Genomic DNA, 23,240 nt, shown 5'->3' on the forward strand with positions numbered 1-23,240 from the left:
ACCCCCGCCCTACGCTCAACCCACCGCCACCGAAAGGACCCCACTGTGACCGACCGGTCCGAGCCGATGGATGTCGAGCAGGCCGTAATCAACATGGATCGCGCCATGCACGATCCGGCCCGACGTGGCGACGCGATGGGCGACCTGTTCACCGCCCTCGGTGCCGCCGCCGAGCAGATGGCCGCACAGCGTCGCGCCGCCCGCGAACTCCTGCGGCAGGCCCGCAAAAACGACCCCGTCACCCGCGCCAACCGATCCCGAGGCGCCCGCCAGGGATGGGAGAAGCGCCGCGCCCGCGAGACCCGCGAACGCCTCCTCGCCGAGATCGCCAACGGGCCTGTGCACACCGGGCCCGTCTGCGACGAGATGAACCACAACTCCGTCGGCAGTGAGGTCTTCTGCCAGGAAGACCCCGACCACGACACCGACCACAACGACGGGTACGGCACCACCTGGGAGCGTGAGGACTAGACCATGGCAAGTAAGCCTCGTAAGCCGTGGCGTGTGATCCTCACGCAGAACGGCATCCAACTGGCCGAAGTCGAGCACACCAGCGAAGCCAAGGCATTCGACCACGTAAGGACGGCCCTCCGCGCTGGAGCGGACACCGCGAAGGTCATGCAGTGGTCCGAAGGCCGGTGGTGGCATTTCGAGACCATCACCGCCGACGAGATCCCCAACGCCTGACCCGTCGCACGCCAAAGGCCCCGATCCCTGCGCCGCCACAGGCAGAGAATCGGGGCCTTCGCCCTGCGCACCACCCTCACGCCACCCAGCCCGGTTGACGCGCATCGCTACCATCAAACCACGCAACCCGTCATACGTATAACGCCAGAAAGAGGGGACGCCGTGACCGCCAACGACAACCCCATCGGCAACCCCCGCCAAGACGACCGCGACGGCCGCGGCCGCTACGCACGCACCATCGAAGGCGCCGAACGCGACGCCGAAGCCGCACGCCTCTTCTCGCAAGGCCTCAACTACCGCGAGATCGGCCAGCACTTCGGGATCACCCGACAGGCCGCCATGCGCGCCGTACAACGCGCCGTCCGCGAAGTCGTCCAAGACGCCGGCGAAGCTGCCCTCCGCGTCCACCTCGACCGCATGGAATACCTGTTCGAAAAGGCCGTCGAGGTCATCGAGGCAGACCACGTCGTCGTCTCCCACGGCCGCATCGTGAAGGACGACGCCGGCAACCCGCTCCAAGACCACGCCCCGGTGCTGTCCGCGATCAACTCGGCACGCCAGTGCCTGGAATCCGTCCAGACCCTCACCGGCATGAAGCAACCCACCAAGATCGAGCACTCCGGTGGCGTCAAGTACGAGGTCGTCGGAGTCGACCCCCAGGACCTCGTGTGACCTCCACGGTCGTGCGGTACGAACCGCGCGGCGGCGCCAAAGCCCTGCTATCCGCGAAAGAGCAGGAAGTCTGCGTCGCCGGGCCGGCGGGTACTGGAAAGTCGCTGGCGATGCTGCAGAAGGCGTTCTACACCAGCCTCATGGTGCCAGGCTGCCGCAGTCTGATCGTCCGCCAGACCCACGCCGCGCTGACCGGATCGACACTGGTGACGTTCGAGCAGCAAGTCGCCACCGCAGCGCTCGCTGACGGCATCGTCCGGTGGTTCGGCGGCAGCCCCCGCAAGCCCCCCGCCTACCAGTTCGCGAACGGCGCCGAGATCCTGGTAGGCGGCCTCGACCGTCCGGAGAAGTTCCTGTCGACGGAGTTCAGCAGGATCTACGTGGACGAGGCCACCCAGATCAGCCTCACCGCGCTGGAGACCCTGATCACCCGTCTCCGTGGCAACAGCGACACGTACCGGCAGATCGTCCTCGCCTGCAACCCGGACCACCCAAAACACTGGATCAAGCAGCGCTGCGACGACGGCACCATGCGCATGATCCACAGCCTGCACCGCGACAATCCCCTCTACGTCCGCGAGGACGGCACCCTCACCGAACGCGGCATCGACTACATGGCCAAGCTCGATGCCCTCACCGGCGTCCGCCGACTCCGCTTCCGCGAAGGGATCTGGGCCGCCGCGGAAGGACTCGTGTACGAGGGCTGGTCGGAACCGGTGCACGTGGTCGAGCCGTTCGACGTGCCCACGGCCTGGACCCGGTGGATCAGCATCGACTTCGGGTTCACAAATCCCTTCGTCGCCCAGCTCTACGCCGAGGACCCTGACGGCCGGCTGTACCTGATCCGCGAGTGGGTTCGCACCAGGATGCTCGTCGAGGACCACGCCGAGGTCATCCGCGACCGGCTCCTGAAGGACCAGCCGAGGCCGCGGGCCATCATCACCGATCACGACGCCGAGGACCGGGCCACCCTGGAACGGAAGCTCGGCATGTCGACGATCCCGGCGAAGAAGAGCGTGTCCGACGGCATCCAGGCGTTCTCGGCCCGGCTGAAGGAGCAGCGTGACGGCAGGGCGCGCCTGTACGTCTTTCGTGACGCGCTGCTCAGCCGTGATCCCGAGATGGACGCCGCCTCCCTTCCGATTGGGCTCGCCGAAGAAGTGTCGGGCTACGTGTGGGCTGTGAAGCCGGGCAACAAGGGCGGCTTGAAGGAAGAGCCGGAGAAGGCGAACGACCACAGCATGGACGCCGGCCGGTACATGGTCGCAGAGCGGGATCTGTTGGGTCGGCCGCAGTTGCGGTTCGTTGGCTGATTTGTGGATTGCCTACAGTTGCGGCCGGATGCCGCCGGAAGGGGTGTGAGGGTGGTGAGTGGTCGTCTGAGCAGGTGGTTCGCTGCTTTGAAGAAAGCTATGCCGGTTTCGCTTGACACGACTGGGATCATTCTGTTGTCGAGTTCTGCCATGGTCTGGTGGGGCACGGCTGCAGGGTTGGCCGCTGCGGGCGTCGGCTGCTTCGTCCTGAACTGGCGGATCCACGGCGGGAGCTAGGTAAGGAGGGGCGTTGGCCAGAACCCTCTTCGGCGACGTCGCCTCCGGCCTCCGCACCCTCACCAACCGCGCCCCGATCGCCCTCGCCCCCAACGCCGGCCGCTCCGGACTCGTCTCCAACTACCTGCGCCCCGCCGGGCAAGAGGCGCAAATGCGCGCCATGGGATCCGTGGGCACCCTGTTTGCGATCGTCGAGCGGATCACCACCGCCTACAGCCAGGTGGAATGGCACCTCTACCGGTCCGCGGCTTCCGGCCGTGAAGAGGACCGCAAGGAGGTCACCTCCCACGCCGCCCTGGACCTCTGGCTGCAGCCCAACGCGTTCATGACCGGCCCGACGTGGCGTGAGGCGACGCAGCAGCACGAGGAACTCACCGGCGAGCAGTGGTGGGTGATCTCCCGCAACGAGCGGTCGACGATCCCCCTGGAACTCTGGTTCGCCCGCCCCGACCGCATGACCCCCATACCCGACCGGGACAACTTCCTGTCCGGGTACGTGTACTCGTCGCCGACCGGCGAGCAGGTTCCCCTCGGCGTGGACGACGTCATCATGCTCCGCCGGCCCAATCCCTTGGATCCGTACCGCGGGTGGGGGCCGGTGCAGACGATCCTCGCCGACCTCGACTCCTCCCGCGCGTCCGCGGAGTGGAACGCGAACTTCTTCCACAACAGCGCACAGCCCGGCGGCATCGTCCAGGTCGACCGGCGCCTCGACGACTGGGAGTTCGACGAGTTCCGGGACCGGTGGGCCGAGCAGCACCGTGGCGTCGCCAACGCGCACCGGGTGGCCGTGCTGGAGAACGGGCTCCAGTGGGTCGACCGCTCGTTCTCGATGACGGACATGCAGTTCGTGGAGCTGCGGAACGTCGGTCGGGAGATCATCCGCGAGGCGTTCGGGTTCCCGAAGCCGATGCTCGGCACGGTCGACGACGCCAACCGGGCCAACATGGAAGCAGCGGAGGACATCTTCGCGAAGTGGCTCGTCCGTACCCGCCTTCGCCGCACCCGACAGGCTCTGAACACCCGCCTGCTGCCCCTTTTCGGGAAAGCCGCCCGCGGCCTGGAGTTCGACTTCGACGACCCCGTCAGCGGCGACGTCGAGACGGAATCGAAGCAGCTCACCGCGCAGGCCGGAGCCGCTGCCGCACTGGTACAGGCCGGCTTCGACCCGACAGGCGTGCTCTCCGCGGTCGGCCTGCCAGAGATCGCCTACACAGGCGCACCCGCTGCCGCAGCCCCGGCCGCTCCCCCTCTACCCGCCGCCTCGTGGGGCGACGCCGTGGCCGGTCTGCTCGGTGAGGACATCGAGGCTGCGATGCGCTGGGAAGCCGTCGCGCACATGGACGACAACACCTGCAAGCCGTGCGCGGACAACGACGGCCAGCTCTACCGGAACCGGGCCGCGGCGTACAAGGACTACCCGGACGGCAAGGGCTACGTGAACTGCATTGGGGCGGAGTACGGCAACGAGTGCCGCTGCAAGGTCGTCAAGCGCGGCCGCAAGGGGGGCGACGAGTGATGCTCCTGCCACCCCAACTCCCCTTTAACACACAGCGGTTGACCTGCGGGAACGGTAGAATCGGCCGTATCAACAATGGACCCCGGCGAGCGCGCCAACGCTCCCGGGGCATGGCCGACTGTGTAGGAGTCGACATGACCGAGGTTACCCCTGCCTGCGCGAAAGCGACCGCCAAGTACCCCCAGGGACGCACCGGCACCCTTGCCGGATATCAGGCGCACCGCGCCAAGCGGGAAACCGCCTGCGATCCTTGCCGACTGGCCAACAACGCCAACACCGCCAGGTACACGGACGCCAACAAAGCCAGCATGCGGCGGCGCTACGCCGAAAACCGCGAGCACTACGCCTATCGAGCCATCCGGCAGAAGTACACGCTGACCAAGGAGCAGTACGACACGCTCCTTCAGGCGCAGGGCGGCGGCTGTGCCATCTGTGGCACGACCAAGTCGGGGAACCGGGGCCGCATGCTCAACGTTGACCACGATCACTCCTGCTGTCCTGGTCAGAAGTCATGCGGGAAGTGCGTGCGTGGGCTGCTCTGCGCCCGCTGCAACGTGGGCCTCGGCGCGTTCCAGGACAACTCCGACCGCATGGTCGCGGCCGCGGCCTACCTCATGAGTCGAAAGGAGGCCGGAGCCGATGCCGTTTGACCCGTCCAAGTTCCGGGCGCGGCTGGCGTCCGAAAAGAAGTGGTACAGCATCACCAACCTCACGGGTGGCGAGGCCGACGTGATGCTGTACGGAGAGATCGGCTGGCTCGGCACGACCGCTGAAGACTTCGTCAGCGACCTGAAGCAGGTCCAGGCGAACCAGATCAACCTGCATCTCTCGTCGCCCGGTGGTGGGGTCTTCGACGGGATTGCGATCATGAATGCGCTTCGGTCGCACCCCGCGAAGGTCACTGTCTACGTCGACTCCCTCGCCGCGTCGATCGCCTCAGTGATCGCCATGGCAGGCGATCGGATCGTGGTCCGGCAGGGCGCCGAATTCATGATCCATGAGGCGGCCGGACTTACGGCCGGAAACGCCGCCGACATGCGCGACATGGCCGAACTCCTCGACCGCCAGTCCGACAAGATCGCCGGAATCTATGCCGCCCGCGCAGGAGGCACCGCCGAGGAATGGCGGGCGGCCATGGCCAAGGAGACTTGGTACTCGGCACAGGAAGCCGTGGACGCCGGACTCGCCGACGAGATCGACGAGCCGACCAAGCAGGACCAGAACGCGCCGGGCGAGATGGCCGTAGCCGCGTCGTGGGACCTGTCGGTATTCCGGTATGCGGGCCGCGAGGAGGCGCCCGCACCGGAGCCGGTCGCGCGGCAGGAGGCACCCGCCCCCACGCCGCCTCCTGCTGCGCCGGAGCCCGCTCCGCAGCTGGTCGTCAGCCTCGCAGATCTCCTCGGCGACGAGGTCGTGGCCAAGCTCCGAGCGGCGGTCCAGCCCGAGCCGGCCGCCGCCCCGGTGCCGGACGTCGTCGACACGGCCAGCCCGGTCCACCACACGGCGACCGAAGACCGACCCTGGGACGCAGGCCCGAACGAGAAGCGGCTCCCGTCACCGATGACGCTCAAGACGGCACGAGCCATGTACGCCTGGTACGACGACTCCCAGGTTGAGGGCGGCGAACTCCCCAAGACCGCCTGCAAGCTGCCCCACCACGAGGTCTCCGCCGACGGCACCCCGGGCGCAGCGAACCTCTCTGGCGTCCGCAACGCCCTCGCCCGCCTGCCCCAGTCGGACATCCCCGCGAGCCAGCACGACGCCGTCCGCCGGCACCTCCAGGCCCACCTCGACGACGCCAAGAACGCCAACAACACGGCCGAGATCGAGCAGACCGCGGCCACCGAACCCGAGCCGGAGCAGCCGGCCGAAGACGAGTGGACGGCGATGGTCGCCCACCTGACCGAGGACGAGCCCGACGCGTGGTCGGTGCTGGTCTCCAACCTCACCACCACGGCGTCGTCCAGCGCGGCGATGGAAGCCTGAAGGAGGCACCTGTGGCAACCCCCACCATCCCGAGCAACGCCGCCGAGCTGGCGGAGATGCTCGCCGACCCGACCCGGGCGAAGGACGTCGTCGGCTCTCCCGACGACCTCACCAACTTCATCACCGCCTATGCGCAGAAGCAGCAGGGCGAGGGATCCGACCTGCAGCGGCTGGTCGCGGAGGAGTCGCAGAAGCAGCTCGCTGCGATGCTCCGTGAGAACGGCGGCAACGGCGACAAGGACGAGATCAAGCGTCTCAACCTCGACCCGCAGGCCAAGCGCGGCAACCAGAACATGCTGACGTCGCATCGGCAAGGCACTGCCCACAACCCGGAGGCACCGGGCGCCGTCCTGGACTCGACGTTCACGAACAACATCGACTACGTGCGCACCATCTGGCACAAGTCGCCGCAGGCGTCGGTCGCGGAGAAGCTGACCGTGCTGCGTAACGCGGCGTCGTCCGTGTCCCCGTCCGACGGCGGGTTCCTGGTCCCGGAGACCCTGCGTTCCCAGCTGCTGCAGATCGCAATTGAGATGTCCGTCGTCCGGCCGCTCGCGACTGTCGTCCCGATGGACTCGGCGCGCGTTCCGTTCCCGATGATCGACAGCACGTCGAACCAGTCGTCCGTGTTCGGTGGCATGGTCGCCTACTGGGGTGAGGAGGGCGCCGCCCTCACCGACTCCAACCCGAAGTTCGGCCGTGCGGAACTCGATGCGAAGAAGCTCACCGGCCTGTCCGCCGTGCCGAACGAGCTGCTCCAGGACTCCATCGTCTCGTTCTCCGCGCTGATCGAATCACTGTGGCCGAAGGCGCTGGCGTTCGAGGAGGACGCCAAGTTCATGGCGGGCTCGGGTGTCGGCGAGCCCCTCGGGTTCATGGGCGCCGGCAATCCGGCTGCGATCCCTGTTCCGGCCGAGTCGGGGCAGGCGGCGGACACGATCGTCTACGAGAACATCGTCAAGATGTACAGCCGGATGCTTCCGTCCTCGCTGTCGAGCGCGGTGTGGATCTGCTCCCCGGATGCGATCCCCGAGCTGCTCACCATGGCTCTGTCGGTGGGCACCGGCGGCAACGCCGTGTTCGTCGTCAACGCCACCGGCCCGGCGCCGATGTCCATCTTCGGACGCCCGCTGATCATCAGCGAGAAGGCGGGCGCGCTCGGCGACCGAGGCGACATCAGCTTCGTCGACCTCTCCTACTACCTGGTCGGCGACCGGCAGACCATGACCGCCGACTCCTCGACCGACTTCAACTTCGGCTCCGACAAGACCACGTTCCGCATCATCCAGCGCGTCGACGGCCGCCCGTGGCTGAAGTCCGCGATCACTCCGAAGAACGGCGGGAACACCCTCTCCCCGTTCGTGGAGCTGGCTGCCCGCTAACCGAACGGCCGCCGCCGGCAGTAACGCCCCGGCGGCGGCTCCCACCCGGGTCGGCAGTGTCGCCCCGACAGGACCCCAAGACGAAAGGAGCCAGGGATGGCTCAGAAGGCACTCGGCAGGGTGTTCAACACCAGCCCCGCCGCGGACGGCGTGTACATCAACCTGCGGGAGGCGGGCGGTATCGCTTTCCTCTGCTACCTCGGTGGCGCCGCGGGCGACACCTACACCCTCGTCGAAGCGAAGGACTCCTCCGGTACCGGCGCGCAGAACCTCGCTGTGATCACCGAGTACTACACCAACACCGGCAACGCGTCCGACGCGTGGACGCGACGCACCCAGGCCGCGGCCGCGACCGTCGTCACCGCTGCTGCGGCAACGCAGCAGGCGGCCGTGTTCGAGGTCGAGGGCACGCAGCTGTCCGACACCTACAAGTACGTCAAGGTCACCTCGACCGGGGCCGGCACGGTGAACGCGGTCACCCGGGACCTGATGACGCAGCGCGCGGCCGCGAACCTGCCCGCGATGGGAGCCTGACCATGTCTGTGATCATCGCAGGTGACCAGCTCCGGACCATCAACTACGGCACGCGGGTGCAGAAGTCCACGGGCACCCTCACCGCAGCCACCGTCCCGCTGTTCACCATCGCCGGCGGCCTCGTAGCCGTCACCAGCATCGTCGGCCGCGTCACCACCGCGGTGACCGTCGCCAACAGCTACAAGCTGCAGCACAACCCGACGGCTGGCACGACCGTCGATCTGTGCGCCGCAACCGACATCGGCACCACCGACACCGCGCTCGGGGAGATCCTCGTCGTCAACGGTGCCAAGGCCACCGGTCTCGTCGTCGGTGCGCTCGCCGCTCCGAACTACCCGATTCTCATGGACGTCGGGCAGATCGAGCACGTCTCGGCGGGTACGGACGGCGTGATCCTGTGGGCGCTCACGTATGTGGCGCTGGAGAACGGCGCGTCTGTGGTGGCGGCCTAGTCATGGCGCTGAGGGTCTGCACCGACTGCACCTGCCGGTTCTCGGTGGGTGCGGTGCGGTGCCCCCAGTGCGGCAGCACCAACCACGTCGAGGAAGGAGCAGAGGACATGGCGAAGATCACCGTTCATGGTGGGCCGTCCAACGCGGCCGCCGACGAGGAAGGAGGTGAGGACGTATCAGCTGGTACGAACTCGTCGACATCCTCCGAGAAGGAGTCGAGCTCGCCCGAGCCGAGCGAGACGCAGGACCGATCGCCTGCCCCAACGACGGCGAGCCGCTCTCGCAAGGGCCGGACGGGGAGCCGTTCTGCAAGTGGGACGGATGGCGGCCAGGCGGCCGGTACGTCGGCGACCGACTCCGCTGACCAATAGCAGCAGACCACCAGGTTCGAGGGAGGAGGAGAGCAGATGACCGCGACCGGCTACGTGTCCACCACCGGCGACACCCGCAAGGTCAACCGCGCGGGCGACACCATGACGGGCGAACTCACGCTGCCCGACTCCTCCCCGGACCAAGCGTTGAACGCCGCATCGAAGGGCTACGTCGACGGTGTCGCCGCGACGAAGGCTGCGCTGGCCGGGGCCACGTTCACGGGCGGCGTCACCATCTCGGGCGCCGATCTCACCATCACAGGTACGAACAAGGGGTACCGGCTCAGGCGCGGCGGCGCTGGCCTCGACCTGGAGGCGACCGGCACAGACCTCGTCATCTCCAACTGGTCCGACGGCACTTTCGGCGGCGACGGCGGCACGCAGCGCTCGTACTTCCGACTGTCGGCGGACGCACAAAACGTGCAGGTAGCAGGGAAGGTCGAGTTCGTCGACTCCTTGTACGGCACGACCAAGCACACCATCGACGGGGCTGCTGGGACAGCCTCGCTGCACGCGCTCACCGTGGACCGGTTCGCGGCCCCGGCCGGCTACCCCCTCGGCCGGTCCGGCGCGATCGAGAGCCTGAGCGTCCCCAGCAGCTTCTCGGGCGGCGAGGACGACGGTTCGGGCACGGACACCACCGGCCGCATCAACCTCTACTCCTACCAGCGCGCCGACGTGAAGAGCTTCGGGGAGACCGTCCGGAAGTTCGCCATGCGGGCGGACGCCAAGACCATGGAAGCCTTCTACATCCCGGTGCAGACGTCGGACTCGACCGGCGGCTACGACCCCGCCAGCCGTAACCCGAAGGCGTCTGGAGTGTCCTGGAAGCCCGTCGTGTGGGCCGGTTCGCACTACGAGGCGAACTCCCACTCGAACATTCACGGGCACTGGGAGCTGGAGATCGCCGACGAGAGCGGTGCGCTCCAGGGCCGGCTGGAAATCCCGTTCATCGACCAGTCCAAGGGGAACGGGTACGGGGCCAGTAGCGGGCAGCTGGACGGGGCCCGCATCGGCATCGCGTACACCAATATCCGCACCAACCTCGCGGACCTGTCGGTCAGGGCTCAGACCATCACGGCCGGCGACTACACCGGCAACGGGAACACCGCGCTCAGGATCGGCGGCGGCAACACGGTTGCCAAGCAGCTGCTGCTGTCGATCTCGTCGGACATGCAGGCGTCCGGCCGGCGGTGGGCCGTCGAAGCGAACACGGACACCGAGACCGGCAGCAACGCGGGCACGAACTTCAGGCTGGTCCGCTACGACGACACCGGCGCGGCCCTCGGCACGCCGCTGTTCATCCAGCGCTCCGACGGGCAGATCACCAACGGTGCCGCGGCCGCCAAGGGCAGCCGCTTCGCCACCGTGTGGGGCGCGACCGGCATCCACGGGTTCTCCGCGCAGCCGTCCGCAACGATCGGCTCGGCCGCCGCCTTCGACGCGCAGATGTCCGCGACGACCGAGCGGGCTGTACAGGCCACCGTCACAGGCGACGCGAACCGGCGCCTGGTCATGTACGCCGACGGCAAGCACGAATGGGGCGACGGCACCAACGCCAGGGACACCAACCTGTACCGGTCCGCCGCGGGTCGCCTGAAGACAGACACGGCGCTGGCTGTCGGCACCCAGCTCGCGGTTGGCACCACGCCCAACGGCTCCGATGCCGTGACGGTGTCCCTGGCCACCGACAACTCCGGCGTCAACGTCACGAACACCAACGGTTCCGGGAACACCTCGTCGCCGCTGTACCGCGGCGAGACAGCCACGTCCGGCAGCCTGCTGCTGACAGCCCGGGTCACCGGGGACACCGTCACCCGGCTCGCGGTCACGGCTGGCGGCGTCTTCAGCTGGGGGCCGGGCGGCAGCACGGCACGCGACGTGAACCTCTACCGCATGAACACGGCCGTGGTCGGCACGGACAACTCCTTCCAGGTCGGCGCCAACCTGCGGATCAACACCAGCTCGGTGGGCGGTGGAACCGGCGTGATCGGTATCGCTAACGCCACCACCGCCCCCACGATCAACCCGACCGGTGGCGGTGTCCTGTACGTCGAATCAGGCGCCCTCAAATTCCGGGGCTCTTCAGGCACTGTCACCACGATCGCGGCGGCGTAGGAGGAACCCGTGCACAGCAACCACACCGACGAAGGCGCCCCGTCCGTGTCTTGCGCCTCGCTGCACACCGACAGCGAGGGCAACGTCGTGCCGTGCCCGGGATATCCGCACGCTGGTGCGGCAATGCCCGACGAGTTCGGCCTGACACACTGCCCGCGCTGCACGGATGCCGTCGTCGACCTCAACGAGCACCTGAAGACGTGCACCGAGCCCGAACAGCCGGACCCGGTCGCCGAGGCCCGCCGTGTCCTCGCCGACGACGAACGGGCCCGCACAGAGGCGTGCGCGCAGGAGATCGCCGAGGTCCTGGCCAAGCACGGCATGCGCCTGGAGACCACCGTTGCCCGCGTCGTCCTGGTGCCCGGCTCGCTGCCGGAGGTGGACGCATGACCGACGTCATCGCAGGCCAGCCCGTCTCCTTGCTCGCCCAGTGGTACGACTTCTCCGGCGGCAGCCTCACCGACCTCGACGCCACGCCCACCATCGCCGTGACCAGCATCGCCACCGGATCGACCGCGCTCGCGGCCACCACGTCCGGCGTGACACACCCCGGGACAGGCAGCTACGGCTACGCCTGGACACCCGCCTCCAGCCTCACCCCCGGCCTGTACCTCGCCACCTGGACCGGCCTGAAGAGCAGCGCCCCCGTCACAGCCACCGAGACCATCACTGTCACCGCGCCGGCCACCGCGGACGCCACCAACACCAGCCCGGACGGCGTCTGGTACGCCACTCGGGAGGAGATCAAGGCCGAGCTGGACGTCAAAGAGACCAGCCGTTCGAACGCCCGGATCGACCGCGCCATCGAGGAAGCGAGCCGGCGTGTCGAGGGGCTGTGCCACCGCCGGTTCTACCCGGTCGTCGCCACCCGCTACTTCGACTGGCCGCCGCGGCAGGGCGCGACGCCGTGGATCCTGCGCCTCGACGCGTCCGAGCTGATCTCGGTCACCACCCTCGCGTCGGGTGGACAGACGATCCCGTCCACGGACTACAACCTCGAACCCAACGTGTCCGGGCCGCCGTTCACCCGGATCGAGATCAAACTTTCCACAGACGCATCGTTCGGCGGCGGCGACACCCACCAGCGGGACATCCAGGTGACCGGGCTGTGGGGCTACCGGAACACCGAGACCACGGTGGGCGCGCTCGCCGAGATCCTCGACGCCACGGAGACAGGCGTTGACGTAGACGCCGCCACCTCTGCCGTGGTCGGTGTGGGCAGCGTGCTGAGGGTCGACAGCGAGCGGATGCTCGTCACCGGACGGACGCAGCTGTCGACCGGGCAGACCCTCGGCGCCGACCTCACCAACGTCAACAACAGCGTCACCGTCACCGTCCAGTCAGGCGCAGGGTTCGCGGCCGGTGAGGTCATCCTCATCGACGCCGAACGCATGCTCGTCGAGGACGTCGTCGGCAACAACCTGATCGTCAGGCGTGCGTGGGACGGATCCACCATCGCCGCCCACACCCTGGGCGCCACCATCTACGCACCCCGCACCCTCACCGTCACCCGCGGAGCGCTCGGCACCACCGCCGACACCCACGCCAACGGCAGCACCGTGCACGCCTGGCAGCCGCCCGGCCCGATCCGGCAACTCGCCATCGCCGAAGCCCTCACGGACCTCCTCCAAGGACGCTCCGGGTACGCGCGGACGGCTGGCTCCGGCGAGAACGAGCGCGAGGCGTCCGGCCGCGGCCTCAATGACCTGCGGGACAGCGTCTACACCGAGTGCGGCCGCAAGGCCCGGATTCGGAGCGTGTAGCCATGCAGCTCGACGTCTCGACCCGTGGCCCAATGTTCGACGGGCGCGCCCGCCGCGTCGCAAACGAGTACGTGGACCGGCTGGAGCGCAACCTGGCCGAGGAGGGCCTGAACATCCTGAAGCAGGAGATGCGGGCGGTGTTCAAGCACCCGACCGGCTACTACGAGTCCCGGTGCGTCGTCGTCGACGGCCACAAGATTTGGGACTCCCGTGTCGTGTACGGGCCTTGGCTGGCCGGTGTCGGTTCCCGGAACTTCCCGGTGACCCGGTTCAAGGGCTACGACCACTGGATCAAGACCCGGCACCGGTTGAACGAGCGTAAGCGCGGTATCGGTGAGCGGCTGCTGCGCCGGTACACGGGACGGATGTGATCGCCCGTGTCTCTTGATCTCACCACGTACCGCAGCGTGGCCCTGTCGCATGCACAGGGGCTCGGTCTGTTCGAGCAGGTGCTGGGGCACGAGCCCGTGTCCGCGCCCGGCTCCGGGCTGATCTACGCCCTGTGGGTGAAGCGGATCACCCCGATCCCAGCCCGCTCCGGGCTCGCCTCGGTGTCGGTGCGTATGGAGCTGACCGGGCGCGTGTTCCTGCCGGCGGACACGGAGCCGCAGGACGACGTGGACGTGGCCGTGACGGGCGCGGTGGATGGGCTGATGAACGCGTACTCCGGTGACTTCGAGTTGGCCGGCAGCGTGGCGAACGTCGACCTCCTCGGCATGCACGGCGCCCCGCTCGGCGCGGACTTCGGCTACGCCCGCTTCGACAGCACGACCTACCGGGTGGCCACGCTCACCATCCCACTCGTGATCAACGATGCATGGACGGAGGCACCGTAGTGGCCAAGACCTCGGGGCTCGGCGACAACCTTTACATCGCTGGCTTCAACGCCTCTGGCGACATTCAGCAGCTCGGCAACATCGGCGGCGGCCCTGCCCTGCTCAACATGACCGGGATCGACAAGAGCGCCTACGAACGGATCGGCGGCCTGCGCTCCGGGCAGTTCGAGATGACGACGTTCTTCAACCACGTTGCCGTCACCGGCGGCACGCACGAGAAGCTGGCCGCGCTGCCCACCTCGGACGTGATCCTCACGTACTGCCGCGGTACGACGCTCGGGGATCCGGCGGCTTCGATCGTCGCCAAGCAGATCAACTACGACCCCACCCGCGGCGACGACGGCATGCTCACCTTCGGCGTCAGCGCGCAGTCCAACGGCTACGGCATCGAGTGGGGCCGGCAGCTCACGGCGGGCGTGCGCACGGACTCGACGGCCACCAACGGCACGAGCATCGACACCACGGCCAGCGCGAGTTTCGGTGGTCAGGCGTATCTGCAGGTGTTCTCGTTCACCGGGACGGACGTGACGGTCAAGATCCAGGACTCGGCGGACAACGTGAGCTTCGCCGACGTCACGAACTTCGCTTTCACGCAGGTCACGTCGGCGCCGTTCTCGCAGCGGATCGCGCTGACGAACACGGACACGATCCGCCGGTACGTGCGTGCGGTGACGGTGACCACGGGTGGGTTCTCCTCGGTGTCGTTCTCCGTCAATGTGATCAAGAACGACATTGCGGGGGTGGTCTTCTGATGGGCGCCCTGTTCCGGATCGAGCCGCAGATGGCTCCGGAGGCGTACAAGACGTACGCGCTCGTCTCCCCGCTGAGCACTCACTTCCGCCCCGCGACGTGCGCGGAAGTCGACTGTCCGCACTACGTCAACGGCTGGCGGGTACGGCTGGAGGCACTGACTCCAGATCTTCAGGCGGCAGCCCGCAACTCAGGCCGCAAGTACGTCGAGCAGCGCATTGCCGACGGCGAGACCTGGCTGGTGTACGAGGCCGGACAAGCGTGCTTCAAGGCGCGCGAGCACCGGACCCGCACGGACCGGCCGCCGCTGTATGTCGTCCGCGACGGGGACCACCGCGGTAACCCGCGCGGCACGAAAGCCCGGTTGCATCAGCGGCCGGAGAACTGGGTCGAGGACTTCGCTGAGCACCAGCAGAAGCTCGCAGACGAAATCGAGAAAGGGTGATCTGACATGGCGAAGGCTTCAGGTCTCGGCCAGACGACGCTGTCCGTCGACGATGCGGCGGGCACCGCGCGCGCGATCAAGAACGACATCACGAACTGGCAGATGAGCACCCCCCGCGGGGTGCAGGACATCACCGGCGTCGACAAGTCCGCGAACGAGCGGCTGCTGCTCCTCGCCGACGCCAGCGTCACTCTCAACGGCGTCTTCAACGCCGCCTCCAACCAGGCCCACGACGTGTTCAAGACCGTCCCCAGCACCAGCGTGGCACGCACCGTCACACAGACCGTGAACGGCGTGACGCTCGCCTTCGAGGCCCTGTTCTCCGACTACCAGCTCACCCGCTCCGACAGCGGCGAACTCACCTGGTCCGCGCCCGGCTCCCTCGCCGACGGCACCGTCCCCACCTGGGCCTGAGGGGTAGCGCATGGGATTCACAGCCAAGGTCAAGACGTACCTCGTCACGTTCGACGAGGGCCACCAGTACCACGGTGCCGAGGCACGCCTGTCCGGCATGACCTACGGCGAGTGGGAACAGGTCACCGGCCTCGACGGCGGCGAGGGCGAGACGAACGGCGCCGCCTCGGTGCGGCGGTTCGTCGACCACCTCATCTCCTGGAACCTCGAAGACGAGGACGGCAAGCCGCTCCCGACCACGATCGACGCAGTCAAGGCCCTCGACCACGACCTCGTCGCCGCCCTGAACAACGCCTGGGTCCAGACGCTGATCGGGGTACACGACGCCGACCCTTTGCCGGACAGCTCGCCCTCTGGCGAGCCGTCCCAGGTGGCATCCATTCCGATGGAAGCACTGTCGGAGAGCCTGGCGAGCTGACCCGAGCCCGGTACCTGCTCGGCCTGCTGGAACGGTTCCCGGGCTACACCCTGTCCTCCCTCCTCGCGGAGGACACCGAACTGATGCGCCTAGTGAAGATCGAAGAGCTGGGCGGCGGACGCGACAGAGGGGAGGTGGACGATGTCTGACGAAATAACGATCACAGTCCGGGTTGACAACCAGACCGGGCCCGGCATCACGTCCGTCAACCAGACGGTCAACCACCTCTCCCGCACCGCCCGCGATGGCGGCGGCGCCTTTAAGGATCTACGTGCGTCCCTGCTGTCGCTGGCGCCGGCGGCGGTGCCGGTCGCGGCCTCGTTGGCTCCGATCGCTGCGCATGCTGGCGCGGCCGGGGTTGCTGTGGCTGCGTTCGGTGCCGCGGTCATCCCGCAGATCGGGAACCTGGGCGATGCGGCGAAGGCGCAGGACAAGTACAGCCAGGCTGTGCAGCAGTACGGGGCGCAGTCGAAGCAGGCGATTCAGGCGCAGCAGCAGGCATCGCAGACGCTGGCTGGTATGCCGAAGGCGACGCAGCAGGCCGCGGCCGCATACGGCAACCTGCGGGACCAGTTCAAGGGCTTCTCGGACTCGACGGCGAAGTTCACGATGGTTCCGGTCGAGCACTCCTTTGCCGTGATGGGGGCGTTGCTGCCGAAGCTGAAGCCGATGGTTGAGGGCACCTCAACGCAGTTGGATCGGCTGATGAAGGTTGCGGGTGGGGCGATCAACACGTCGGCGTTCGATGGGCTGGCGAAGCGGGTCTCCGACTTCGCGAACAACAGCCTGAAGAGTGCGACGGATGGCGCAATCCACTTCATTCGGGTCATGTCCGAAGGCAACGCGAGGGGCCCGCTCTCCGAGTTCATGGCGTACGCCAAGGCGCAGGGGCCGGCGGTCAAGGAGCTGCTGTCGAACCTGGTGCAGGCGCTTGGGAACATTGCGCAGGGCGCGGCGGACGCCGGCCCGGGGATGCTGACGCTGGTCAACGCGTTCGCGAAGCTGGTTGCTGCGGTACCACCGCAGTTGATCGGCAACCTGATGCAGGTGTACGCCGCGTTCAAGCTGATCAAGCTGGCGGGTGCTGGGATCACGGCGGTTGCGGGCGGGTTCGCGTCGCTGGCTGGGAAGGTGGCTGCGCTACAGGCGGCGTCCGTCGCTGCTGGTGGTGGGATCGCGGGGTTGAAGGCTGCGTTCCTGTCGCTGGGGACGGTAGCGAAGGCGTCCGTGGTGGTGGCGGGTATCGCGGCTCTGGCGCTGGTGTTGATCAAGCTTTCGGACATTGGGAAGAAGGCGCCACCGGACATCGACCGGATGACCACAGCCATCACGAATCTTGGGCGCACGGGCAAGGTGTCCGGGGAGGCCCTGCGTTCCTACGGTAAGGATCTCGGTGGCCTCGCTGACAGTCTCCGGACGCTGGCCCGCCCGAGCAACCTGGACAAGACGCAGCAGTTTTTGACTTCCCTTGTCGGCATGGACTCCACGCCAGTGGCGAAGGCCAAGGAAGATTTGGACGCGGTCGACAAGTCCTTGGCGAACATGGTCAAGGGTGGCAAGGCTGACCTGGCCAAGGTGGCGTTCCAGGACATCGCGAAGGCGATGGAGAAGCAGGGCCTGTCATCGAAGGAGCTGAAGGGCAAGCTCGACGACTACAAGTCCGCGCTGGCGGATCAGGCGTTGGAGGCGAAGCTCACCGCCGAGTCGATGGGCTTGTTCGGGCAGGCTGCGCAGGACACGTCCGCGAAGCTGGACGCACAGAAGGCCTCGGCGGACGGTCTGCGTCAGTCGATCCAGGCGTTGAACGACGTCAACCGGCAGGGTCTCGGCGGGATGATCGGGTTCGAGGCGGCTATCGACAACGCGTCGAAGGCGGCCAAGGACAACGCGGGTGCGCTGAGCATGCATAACGGCGTACTGAACCTCAACAGTGAGAAGGCGCGGAACGCTGCGAGCGCGCTGCAGGATCTCGCGGACAAGACCGATGCCGCGGCGTCGGCCGCGCGCGAGTCGGGCTCCAGCTGGGAGACGGTCAACGGGATCTATTCCCGCGGCCGCGGGCAGCTGATCAAGAGCGCTGAAGCGATGGGCCTCACGGCAAGCCAGGCGCGGCAGTTGGCGGATCAGATCCTGAAGATCCCGGACAAGACCGCGACGGTCAAGATGAACACGGAGGACGCGAAGGCCGGGATCGAGGCGTTCAGCGCTGCGGTGAAGCGGGCTCCGAGCTCGAAGAGCGTCACGTTGAAGACGCTGGCGTCGTCTGCCGAGGCGGTGCTGGAGAACTTCGGTTTCAAGGTCACCCACCTGAAGAACGGCAGCGTAAGGATCACCGCGGCCAACGGTCAGGCGCTGGGCGCGATCGCGAACGTGGCAGCAATGATGCGCTCCCTGAACGGGAAGACCAGCACCACCTACATCAACACGGTCCACACCTTCACCTCGGTCAACAAGACGGCCAACGTGCCGGTCGCGCACCGCGACTACGCGAGCGGCGGCCTGGTACGGGGGTACGCGTCCGGTGGTGACGTCCAGTCGTTCCCGGATGGCGGCTACGTGCAGGGCCCGGGGAGCGGCACATCGGACAGCATCCTCGGCTTCATGGGATCCGGCGCGCTGGCCAGGGTGTCCAACACCGAGTACGTGGTGAAGGCTGCCGCGGTCCGGAAGTACGGCGTGAAGATGCTCGACGCCATCAACGAAGGCCGGATGCAGGTTGCCGGGTTCGCGAGGGGCGGGCATCTGACGAAGGCCCAGCAGCGGGCACGGGCTCTGGCCCAGGCAGAGGCACAGCCTCGCAAGGACTTGTCCAGCGAGTTCGGGATCTCCTACTTCGGCAGGTTGGCGGGTTATAAGAGGACGCCGTTCGAACACAATCTGGGCGCGCCGACGGACGTCAACGCGTTGGTGTCGTCATTGAATGAGGCTGCGGGGAAGATCCGTGGGGCGTTCCACGGGCGGACCGAGTCGAACCTGATCAAGCACCTGAACAGCGTTGGCAAAGCGCTGATCAGCCATGAGAAGCAGCTGACCAAGGTCACTGCGTCGCTGGCCTCGGCGAAGGACAAGCTCAACAGCCTGAAGGACGCCTCCTCGCAACTTGCCAGTTCGGTGAAGTCGAACCTGATCGGCTCGGCCAACATCACCAAGGCGGCTGGTGGGGCTGAGGGCGGCACGCTGACGCTGTCAGCGGTCAAGTCCGGGCTCGTCGCGTCCCGGGACAAGGTGACCGCGTTCGCCAGCGCGCTGAAGCAGTTGAAGGCGAAGGGCTTCTCCAAGAGCATCATCCAGCAGGTTGCCGAGGCCGGCATCGACGGTGGCGGCTTGGAGACCGCGGGCGCACTGCTGCAGGCATCGGCGTCCGAGGTGTCGTCGATCAACCAGATGCAAGGGCAGATCGAGTCGGCGGCTGGCTCGGCTGGGAAGACGACCGCGGACACGGTGTACGCGAAGGCGATCAAGGATCAGACAGCGGTCGTCAACAAGCTCACCGCTCAGCAGGCCAAGCTCGAAAAGAGCATGGCCAGCCTGGCGAAGTCCTTGGAGAAGCTGATCTCCAAGGCACTGAAGGGGAAGGCTTCCGGCGGCATCGTTGGCGCCGCAGCTTCTGGCGGTCTCCGCTCGTCGCTGACGTGGGTGGGTGAGCAGGGCCCGGAGCTGCTGGATCTGCCGGCTGGTGCGCGGGTGTGGAGCAACCCGGACTCCCGGCGGAAGTTGGCGGCGGCTCAGGCGCCGTGGGCATCGATGCTCACCGCGACACATCGTGCACCGGCAGCGGCTGGGGGCGGGGCGGTTCCCGCTGGTGATGGCCAGCCCCTGGTGATTCAGGTCCGGATCGGCGAGCGCGACTTCGGCGAGCTGTGGGTGGACACGGGTCGCAAGGCCGTGCGGTCCCGCGGCTCGATCGAGGCGACGCTTCGGCCGCCACGCGGCCGGTAAGACGAGAGAGGAACAAGAGTGCCCTACACGACCTGGAACGGGCCGGCGCCGACTACGGCGGCGCTGGCATCCGTCACGACTGGCACAGCCATCAAGACCATGCTCCAGCTGGCCACGCCTTCGACCCGGATGATTCAGATCCTGGAGTGGGGGTTCAGCCTGGACGACCCGCCCGGCGCGGACGGCGTCGTGGAGCTGCTGCAGACGGACGTGGCCGCGACCGTGACGGCGCATGTCTCCTCGGGTGTCGTGAACCTGGACCCCAACGGGACGACCACGCTGCTCACCCTGGGCACCAGCGCGACCGGCTACACGGGCTCCGCGGAGGGCACGATCACGGCCACGAGGCCGTTCGACGCAGTCTCGCTGTCATCTGTTAGTGGCGAGTCCGGCCTGCAGTACGTGCGGACGTTCATGCCGGATGACCGGCCCATCGTCGCCGTCTCGAAGTTCCTGCGGGTCCGGGCGACTTGCCCGACGACCGCCTCGGACATGCGGTGCTGGATCACCTTCCAGGAGGTGGGCTGACCGATGCCGGGGCTCGTTCCTCAGATCGCGGCGTGGCGGCGCCGGCTGGCGCTCCGGCCCGCGCCTGCGCCTGCGCGCGGCAGTGGGGAGGCGTCGAACGGCGAGCCCGTACAGATCGAGATCCTCGTCGCCGGAGCCTGGGTGGACGTCACCGGGTACTGCCTGGTCCGGGACGACAGCGGCAACATCGCCATCACGAAGGGCATCCGGGACGAGGGTTCGCAGACGGACCCGTCGACGTGCACGCTGGAGCTGGACAACAGGGACGGCCGGTTCAGCCCCCGCAACCCGACCGGCCTGTACTACGGGCTGATCGGCCGCAACACTCCGATCCGCGTGAGCGTGCCGGACGGCCTCGGCGGCAAGAGCTACCGGATCTGGGGCGAGATCTCCGAGTGGGCACCGAACTGGGACACCAGCGGCAGCGACGTGTGGACGGACGTGTCCGCGTCCGGGATCCTGCGCCGTCTCGCGCAGGGGCCGGCGCCGGAACGGTCGGTCATCTACACCGCGATCACGGACCCTCTGCCTTCTTCGGTGGTCGCGTACTGGCCGATGGAGGACCCGTCCGGGTCGATGACGCTCGCGAGCGCGCTGACGACCGGGTCGGCGATGACCTGGACGGGTACGCCGACGCTCGCGTCCTACAGCGGGTTCGCGGCCTCGGACCCGCTGCCTGACCTGACGAGCGCGACCGTGTCGGGCGGCGTCCCGAAGTACGACGACCCGTCGGCTACACAGGTCCGGTTCCTGGCGTACATCCCTCCGGCCGGCCTGTCGGAGGGCAAGGTGCTCTGTGCGTTCGATCAGGTCGATTACAGCATCGGGGCTCCGCAGTTCTGGGAGTTGTACTACTCCGTCTCGGCCGACGCCTCCAACTCGCTGGTGTTGCGGACGTGTGGGGACGACGGCACCAACCTTGGCGCCTTGTTGCCGCACACGCTCGACGTGCGCGGTCGTCTGCTGTACGTCAGCGTGGAACTGCAGGAGTCGGGGACGAGCATCACGCGCGCGATACGTCTGAAAGATGTGAACAGCGGGCGGACGTACAGCGTCAGCGACACAGAGGCCTTGACGCAGCTCACCCGGGTCACCCGGGTGCAGTTCGGGCCGGCGTCCCGGAGCGTGATCGGGCCCGGCACGGCGTTGCTCCCGGGGGTTGCGGTCGGGCATGCGACGGTCGAGAACCAGGTCACGGCGATCGACGCGCTCGGGGTCCGTCTCAACCCGATCGGGGAGGCCGCGGGCCGCCGCATCCAGCGACTGTGCGACGAGGCTGGGATCGCGTTCGACGCGGTGGGCGACCTGGACGACACTGTGCCGCTCGGCGCGCAGGGCAAGGCCAACACTCTGTCGCTGATCCAAGAGGCCGTCCTTGCCGACGGCGGGATGCTGTACGAGAACCCCCGCGTCCTCGGCCTCGGCTACCGCACCCGCGCCTCCCTGTACAACCAGGACCCGGCGCTGACACTGAACTACGCGGGCGCGAACCTGGCTGCGATTCCTACCCCGGTTGAGGACGACCGGTACGTACAGAACAAGGTCACCGTCACCGTGGGCGGCATCTCCGCCACCTACGAGGAAACGTCCGGGACGCTGTCGACCGCGCTCCCGCCGGCCGGTGTGGGCACATACGGGCAGGAGACGACGCTGAACCTGGCGTCCTCTGATACGGCGACGTTGCGGGATCAGGCTGCGTGGCGGGTGCACCTCGGCACGGTGGACGAGGCCCGGTACCCGACGATCGCCGTGAATCTCGCGCACCCGAGCATCACGCCGGACATGCGGCGGGCGATCATCGGCATGCGAGCGGGCGACCGGATCCAGATCACCAACCCGCCCGCCTGGCTACCGCCGGACACCATCGACCAGTTGGTCCTCGGGATCAGCGAGACGATCACCCGGTTCGAGCACAAGCTCACGTTCACGTGCGCGCCGGCCAGCCCGTACTCGTCGATCGGTGTCCTCGACGACGCCGACAGCAGGATCGACACGGACGGCTCCGAGCTGGTCGGCAATCTGACGACTGTGGACACGGCGGCGGGAGTGCAGCCGTCGGACCCGTGGGATGGGCTGTGGACGAAGAGCGCCTCTGATCTGCCGCTGGACATCAACGTGGGCGGTGAGGTCATCCGCGTCACGGGGATCTCTGATCTGCAGTTGGATACTTTCACTCGCACAGTGTCGGGCGGCTGGGGTGCGGACGACAGCGGGCTGACGTGGTCGACGGGCGGCGGCAGCGCGACGGACTACTCCGTCGGCAGCGGCGTCGGTGCGCACCTGCTGGCTACCGCGGGGAGTAGCAGGCGGTGCTTCCTGACGACAACGATCGCCGATCTTGATATGTACACCAGCATCACGGCCGACCAGCTCGCCACTGGTGACTTCCTGGCTGGTGGGCTGGCCTCCCGCTACCTCGATGTCGACAACCTGTACAGCGGGCAGATCCGGTTCACCACGACCAACACCGTCCAAGTGGTGATCATCAAGCGGGTCAATGCGGTCGAGACGATCCTCGGTACCTACACGATGCCCGCTACGACGTTCGTGGCGAGCACCTTCTACCGGCTCCGGTTCAAGTTGAAGGGCTCGCTGTTGCGGGCGAAGGCGTGGCTGGCGACGGACGCTGAAACCCCGGAGTGGCAGGTGTCCGTAATGGACGGCGATCTCGTGACTCCGCTCCTGGTCGGGTTCCGGTCCATCGCCGGATCGTCCAGCACGAACGTCAACCCGTCGATCAAGTACGACGACTTCGCGATCGTCTCGCCGCAGGTTTTCACGCTGACTCGCAGCATCAACGGCGTCGTCAAAACCCACAGCCGCGGGGACGACGTCCGCCTCGCAACCCCCACCTACCTCGCACTGTAAGGAGGCCA

22 protein-coding genes are annotated in these 23,240 nt (G+C 67.6%); all 22 read left to right on the forward strand.

Annotated elements, in window-relative coordinates; genetic code table 11:
- Nucleotides 1-45 precede the first annotated feature (45 nt).
- The 22 genes from ACZ7P3_RS12825 to ACZ7P3_RS12930 all read left to right on the forward strand — a co-directional run bounded on the left by ACZ7P3_RS12825 (nt 46) and on the right by ACZ7P3_RS12930 (nt 23,232).
- Nucleotides 46-471 (forward strand): hypothetical protein, encoded by a 426-nt coding sequence (locus ACZ7P3_RS12825; protein WP_472080929.1) that lies wholly within the window; start codon nt 46-48, stop codon nt 469-471.
- Nucleotides 472-474: 3 nt separating this feature from the next.
- Nucleotides 475-687 (forward strand): hypothetical protein, encoded by a 213-nt coding sequence (locus ACZ7P3_RS12830; protein WP_472080930.1) that lies wholly within the window; start codon nt 475-477, stop codon nt 685-687.
- Nucleotides 688-849: 162 nt separating this feature from the next.
- A complete protein-coding gene (locus ACZ7P3_RS12835) occupies nt 850-1,359 on the forward strand; it encodes a helix-turn-helix domain-containing protein (protein ID WP_472080931.1) in 510 nt (169 codons plus the stop codon).
- A complete protein-coding gene (locus ACZ7P3_RS12840) occupies nt 1,356-2,672 on the forward strand; it encodes a phage terminase large subunit (protein WP_472080932.1) in 1,317 nt (438 codons plus the stop codon). The genes ACZ7P3_RS12835 and ACZ7P3_RS12840 overlap by 4 nt, the downstream gene beginning before the upstream one ends.
- Nucleotides 2,673-2,922: 250 nt before the next feature.
- Complete coding sequence (locus ACZ7P3_RS12845; protein ID WP_472080933.1) at nt 2,923-4,428, forward strand: phage portal protein; 1,506 nt, start codon at nt 2,923-2,925, stop codon at nt 4,426-4,428.
- Nucleotides 4,429-4,562: 134 nt separating this feature from the next.
- Nucleotides 4,563-5,078, forward strand: coding sequence for an endonuclease domain-containing protein (locus ACZ7P3_RS12850; protein WP_472080934.1), 516 nt, complete (start codon nt 4,563-4,565; stop codon nt 5,076-5,078).
- On the forward strand, nt 5,068-6,414 hold the full coding sequence (locus tag ACZ7P3_RS12855; protein ID WP_472080935.1) for a head maturation protease, ClpP-related: 1,347 nt from the start codon (nt 5,068-5,070) through the stop codon (nt 6,412-6,414). Before ACZ7P3_RS12850 ends, ACZ7P3_RS12855 begins: the two co-directional genes overlap by 11 nt.
- Before the next feature lie 11 nt (nt 6,415-6,425).
- Entirely contained in the window at nt 6,426-7,796 is a 1,371-nt protein-coding gene (locus tag ACZ7P3_RS12860) for a phage major capsid protein (protein WP_472080936.1), read from the forward strand.
- A 96-nt stretch (nt 7,797-7,892) separates the two neighbouring features.
- Nucleotides 7,893-8,330 carry a hypothetical protein gene (locus tag ACZ7P3_RS12865; protein WP_472080937.1) on the forward strand — a complete coding sequence of 146 codons (438 nt, stop codon included), beginning with the start codon at nt 7,893-7,895 and terminating at the stop codon, nt 8,328-8,330.
- Nucleotides 8,331-8,332: 2 nt separating this feature from the next.
- A complete protein-coding gene (locus ACZ7P3_RS12870; protein WP_472080938.1) occupies nt 8,333-8,782 on the forward strand; it encodes a hypothetical protein in 450 nt (149 codons plus the stop codon).
- A gap of 407 nt (nt 8,783-9,189) precedes the next feature.
- A complete protein-coding gene (locus ACZ7P3_RS12875) occupies nt 9,190-11,271 on the forward strand; it encodes a hypothetical protein (RefSeq protein WP_472080939.1) in 2,082 nt (693 codons plus the stop codon).
- Between the two features lie 123 nt (nt 11,272-11,394).
- A complete protein-coding gene (locus tag ACZ7P3_RS12880) occupies nt 11,395-11,661 on the forward strand; it encodes a hypothetical protein (RefSeq protein WP_472080940.1) in 267 nt (88 codons plus the stop codon).
- Entirely contained in the window at nt 11,658-13,034 is a 1,377-nt protein-coding gene (locus ACZ7P3_RS12885; RefSeq protein ID WP_472080941.1) for a hypothetical protein, read from the forward strand. Before ACZ7P3_RS12880 ends, ACZ7P3_RS12885 begins: the two co-directional genes overlap by 4 nt.
- Before the next feature lie 2 nt (nt 13,035-13,036).
- Entirely contained in the window at nt 13,037-13,405 is a 369-nt protein-coding gene (locus ACZ7P3_RS12890) for a hypothetical protein (protein ID WP_472080942.1), read from the forward strand.
- Nucleotides 13,406-13,411: 6 nt separating this feature from the next.
- Nucleotides 13,412-13,870, forward strand: coding sequence for a hypothetical protein (locus ACZ7P3_RS12895; protein ID WP_472080943.1), 459 nt, complete (start codon nt 13,412-13,414; stop codon nt 13,868-13,870).
- On the forward strand, nt 13,852-14,622 hold the full coding sequence (locus ACZ7P3_RS12900; RefSeq protein WP_472080944.1) for a hypothetical protein: 771 nt from the start codon (nt 13,852-13,854) through the stop codon (nt 14,620-14,622). The genes ACZ7P3_RS12895 and ACZ7P3_RS12900 overlap by 19 nt, the downstream gene beginning before the upstream one ends.
- Nucleotides 14,622-15,065 (forward strand): hypothetical protein, encoded by a 444-nt coding sequence (locus ACZ7P3_RS12905; protein WP_472080945.1) that lies wholly within the window; start codon nt 14,622-14,624, stop codon nt 15,063-15,065. The genes ACZ7P3_RS12900 and ACZ7P3_RS12905 overlap by 1 nt, the downstream gene beginning before the upstream one ends.
- Before the next feature lie 6 nt (nt 15,066-15,071).
- Nucleotides 15,072-15,479, forward strand: a complete 408-nt coding sequence (locus ACZ7P3_RS12910) for a hypothetical protein (RefSeq protein ID WP_472080946.1) — start codon at nt 15,072-15,074, stop codon at nt 15,477-15,479.
- 10 nt (nt 15,480-15,489) lie between these two features.
- Nucleotides 15,490-15,897, forward strand: coding sequence for a hypothetical protein (locus ACZ7P3_RS12915; RefSeq protein ID WP_472080947.1), 408 nt, complete (start codon nt 15,490-15,492; stop codon nt 15,895-15,897).
- 141 nt (nt 15,898-16,038) lie between these two features.
- Complete coding sequence (locus ACZ7P3_RS12920) at nt 16,039-19,836, forward strand: phage tail protein (protein WP_472080948.1); 3,798 nt, start codon at nt 16,039-16,041, stop codon at nt 19,834-19,836.
- Nucleotides 19,837-19,854: 18 nt separating this feature from the next.
- A complete protein-coding gene (locus ACZ7P3_RS12925; protein ID WP_472080949.1) occupies nt 19,855-20,364 on the forward strand; it encodes a hypothetical protein in 510 nt (169 codons plus the stop codon).
- A 3-nt stretch (nt 20,365-20,367) separates the two neighbouring features.
- Nucleotides 20,368-23,232: a hypothetical protein gene (locus ACZ7P3_RS12930; protein WP_472080950.1), complete on the forward strand. Its 2,865-nt coding sequence runs from the start codon at nt 20,368-20,370 to the stop codon at nt 23,230-23,232.
- The last annotated feature ends 8 nt before the right edge of the window (nt 23,233-23,240 follow it).

The sequence above is a fragment of the Streptomyces sp. NPDC107581 genome, assembly GCF_055657175.1.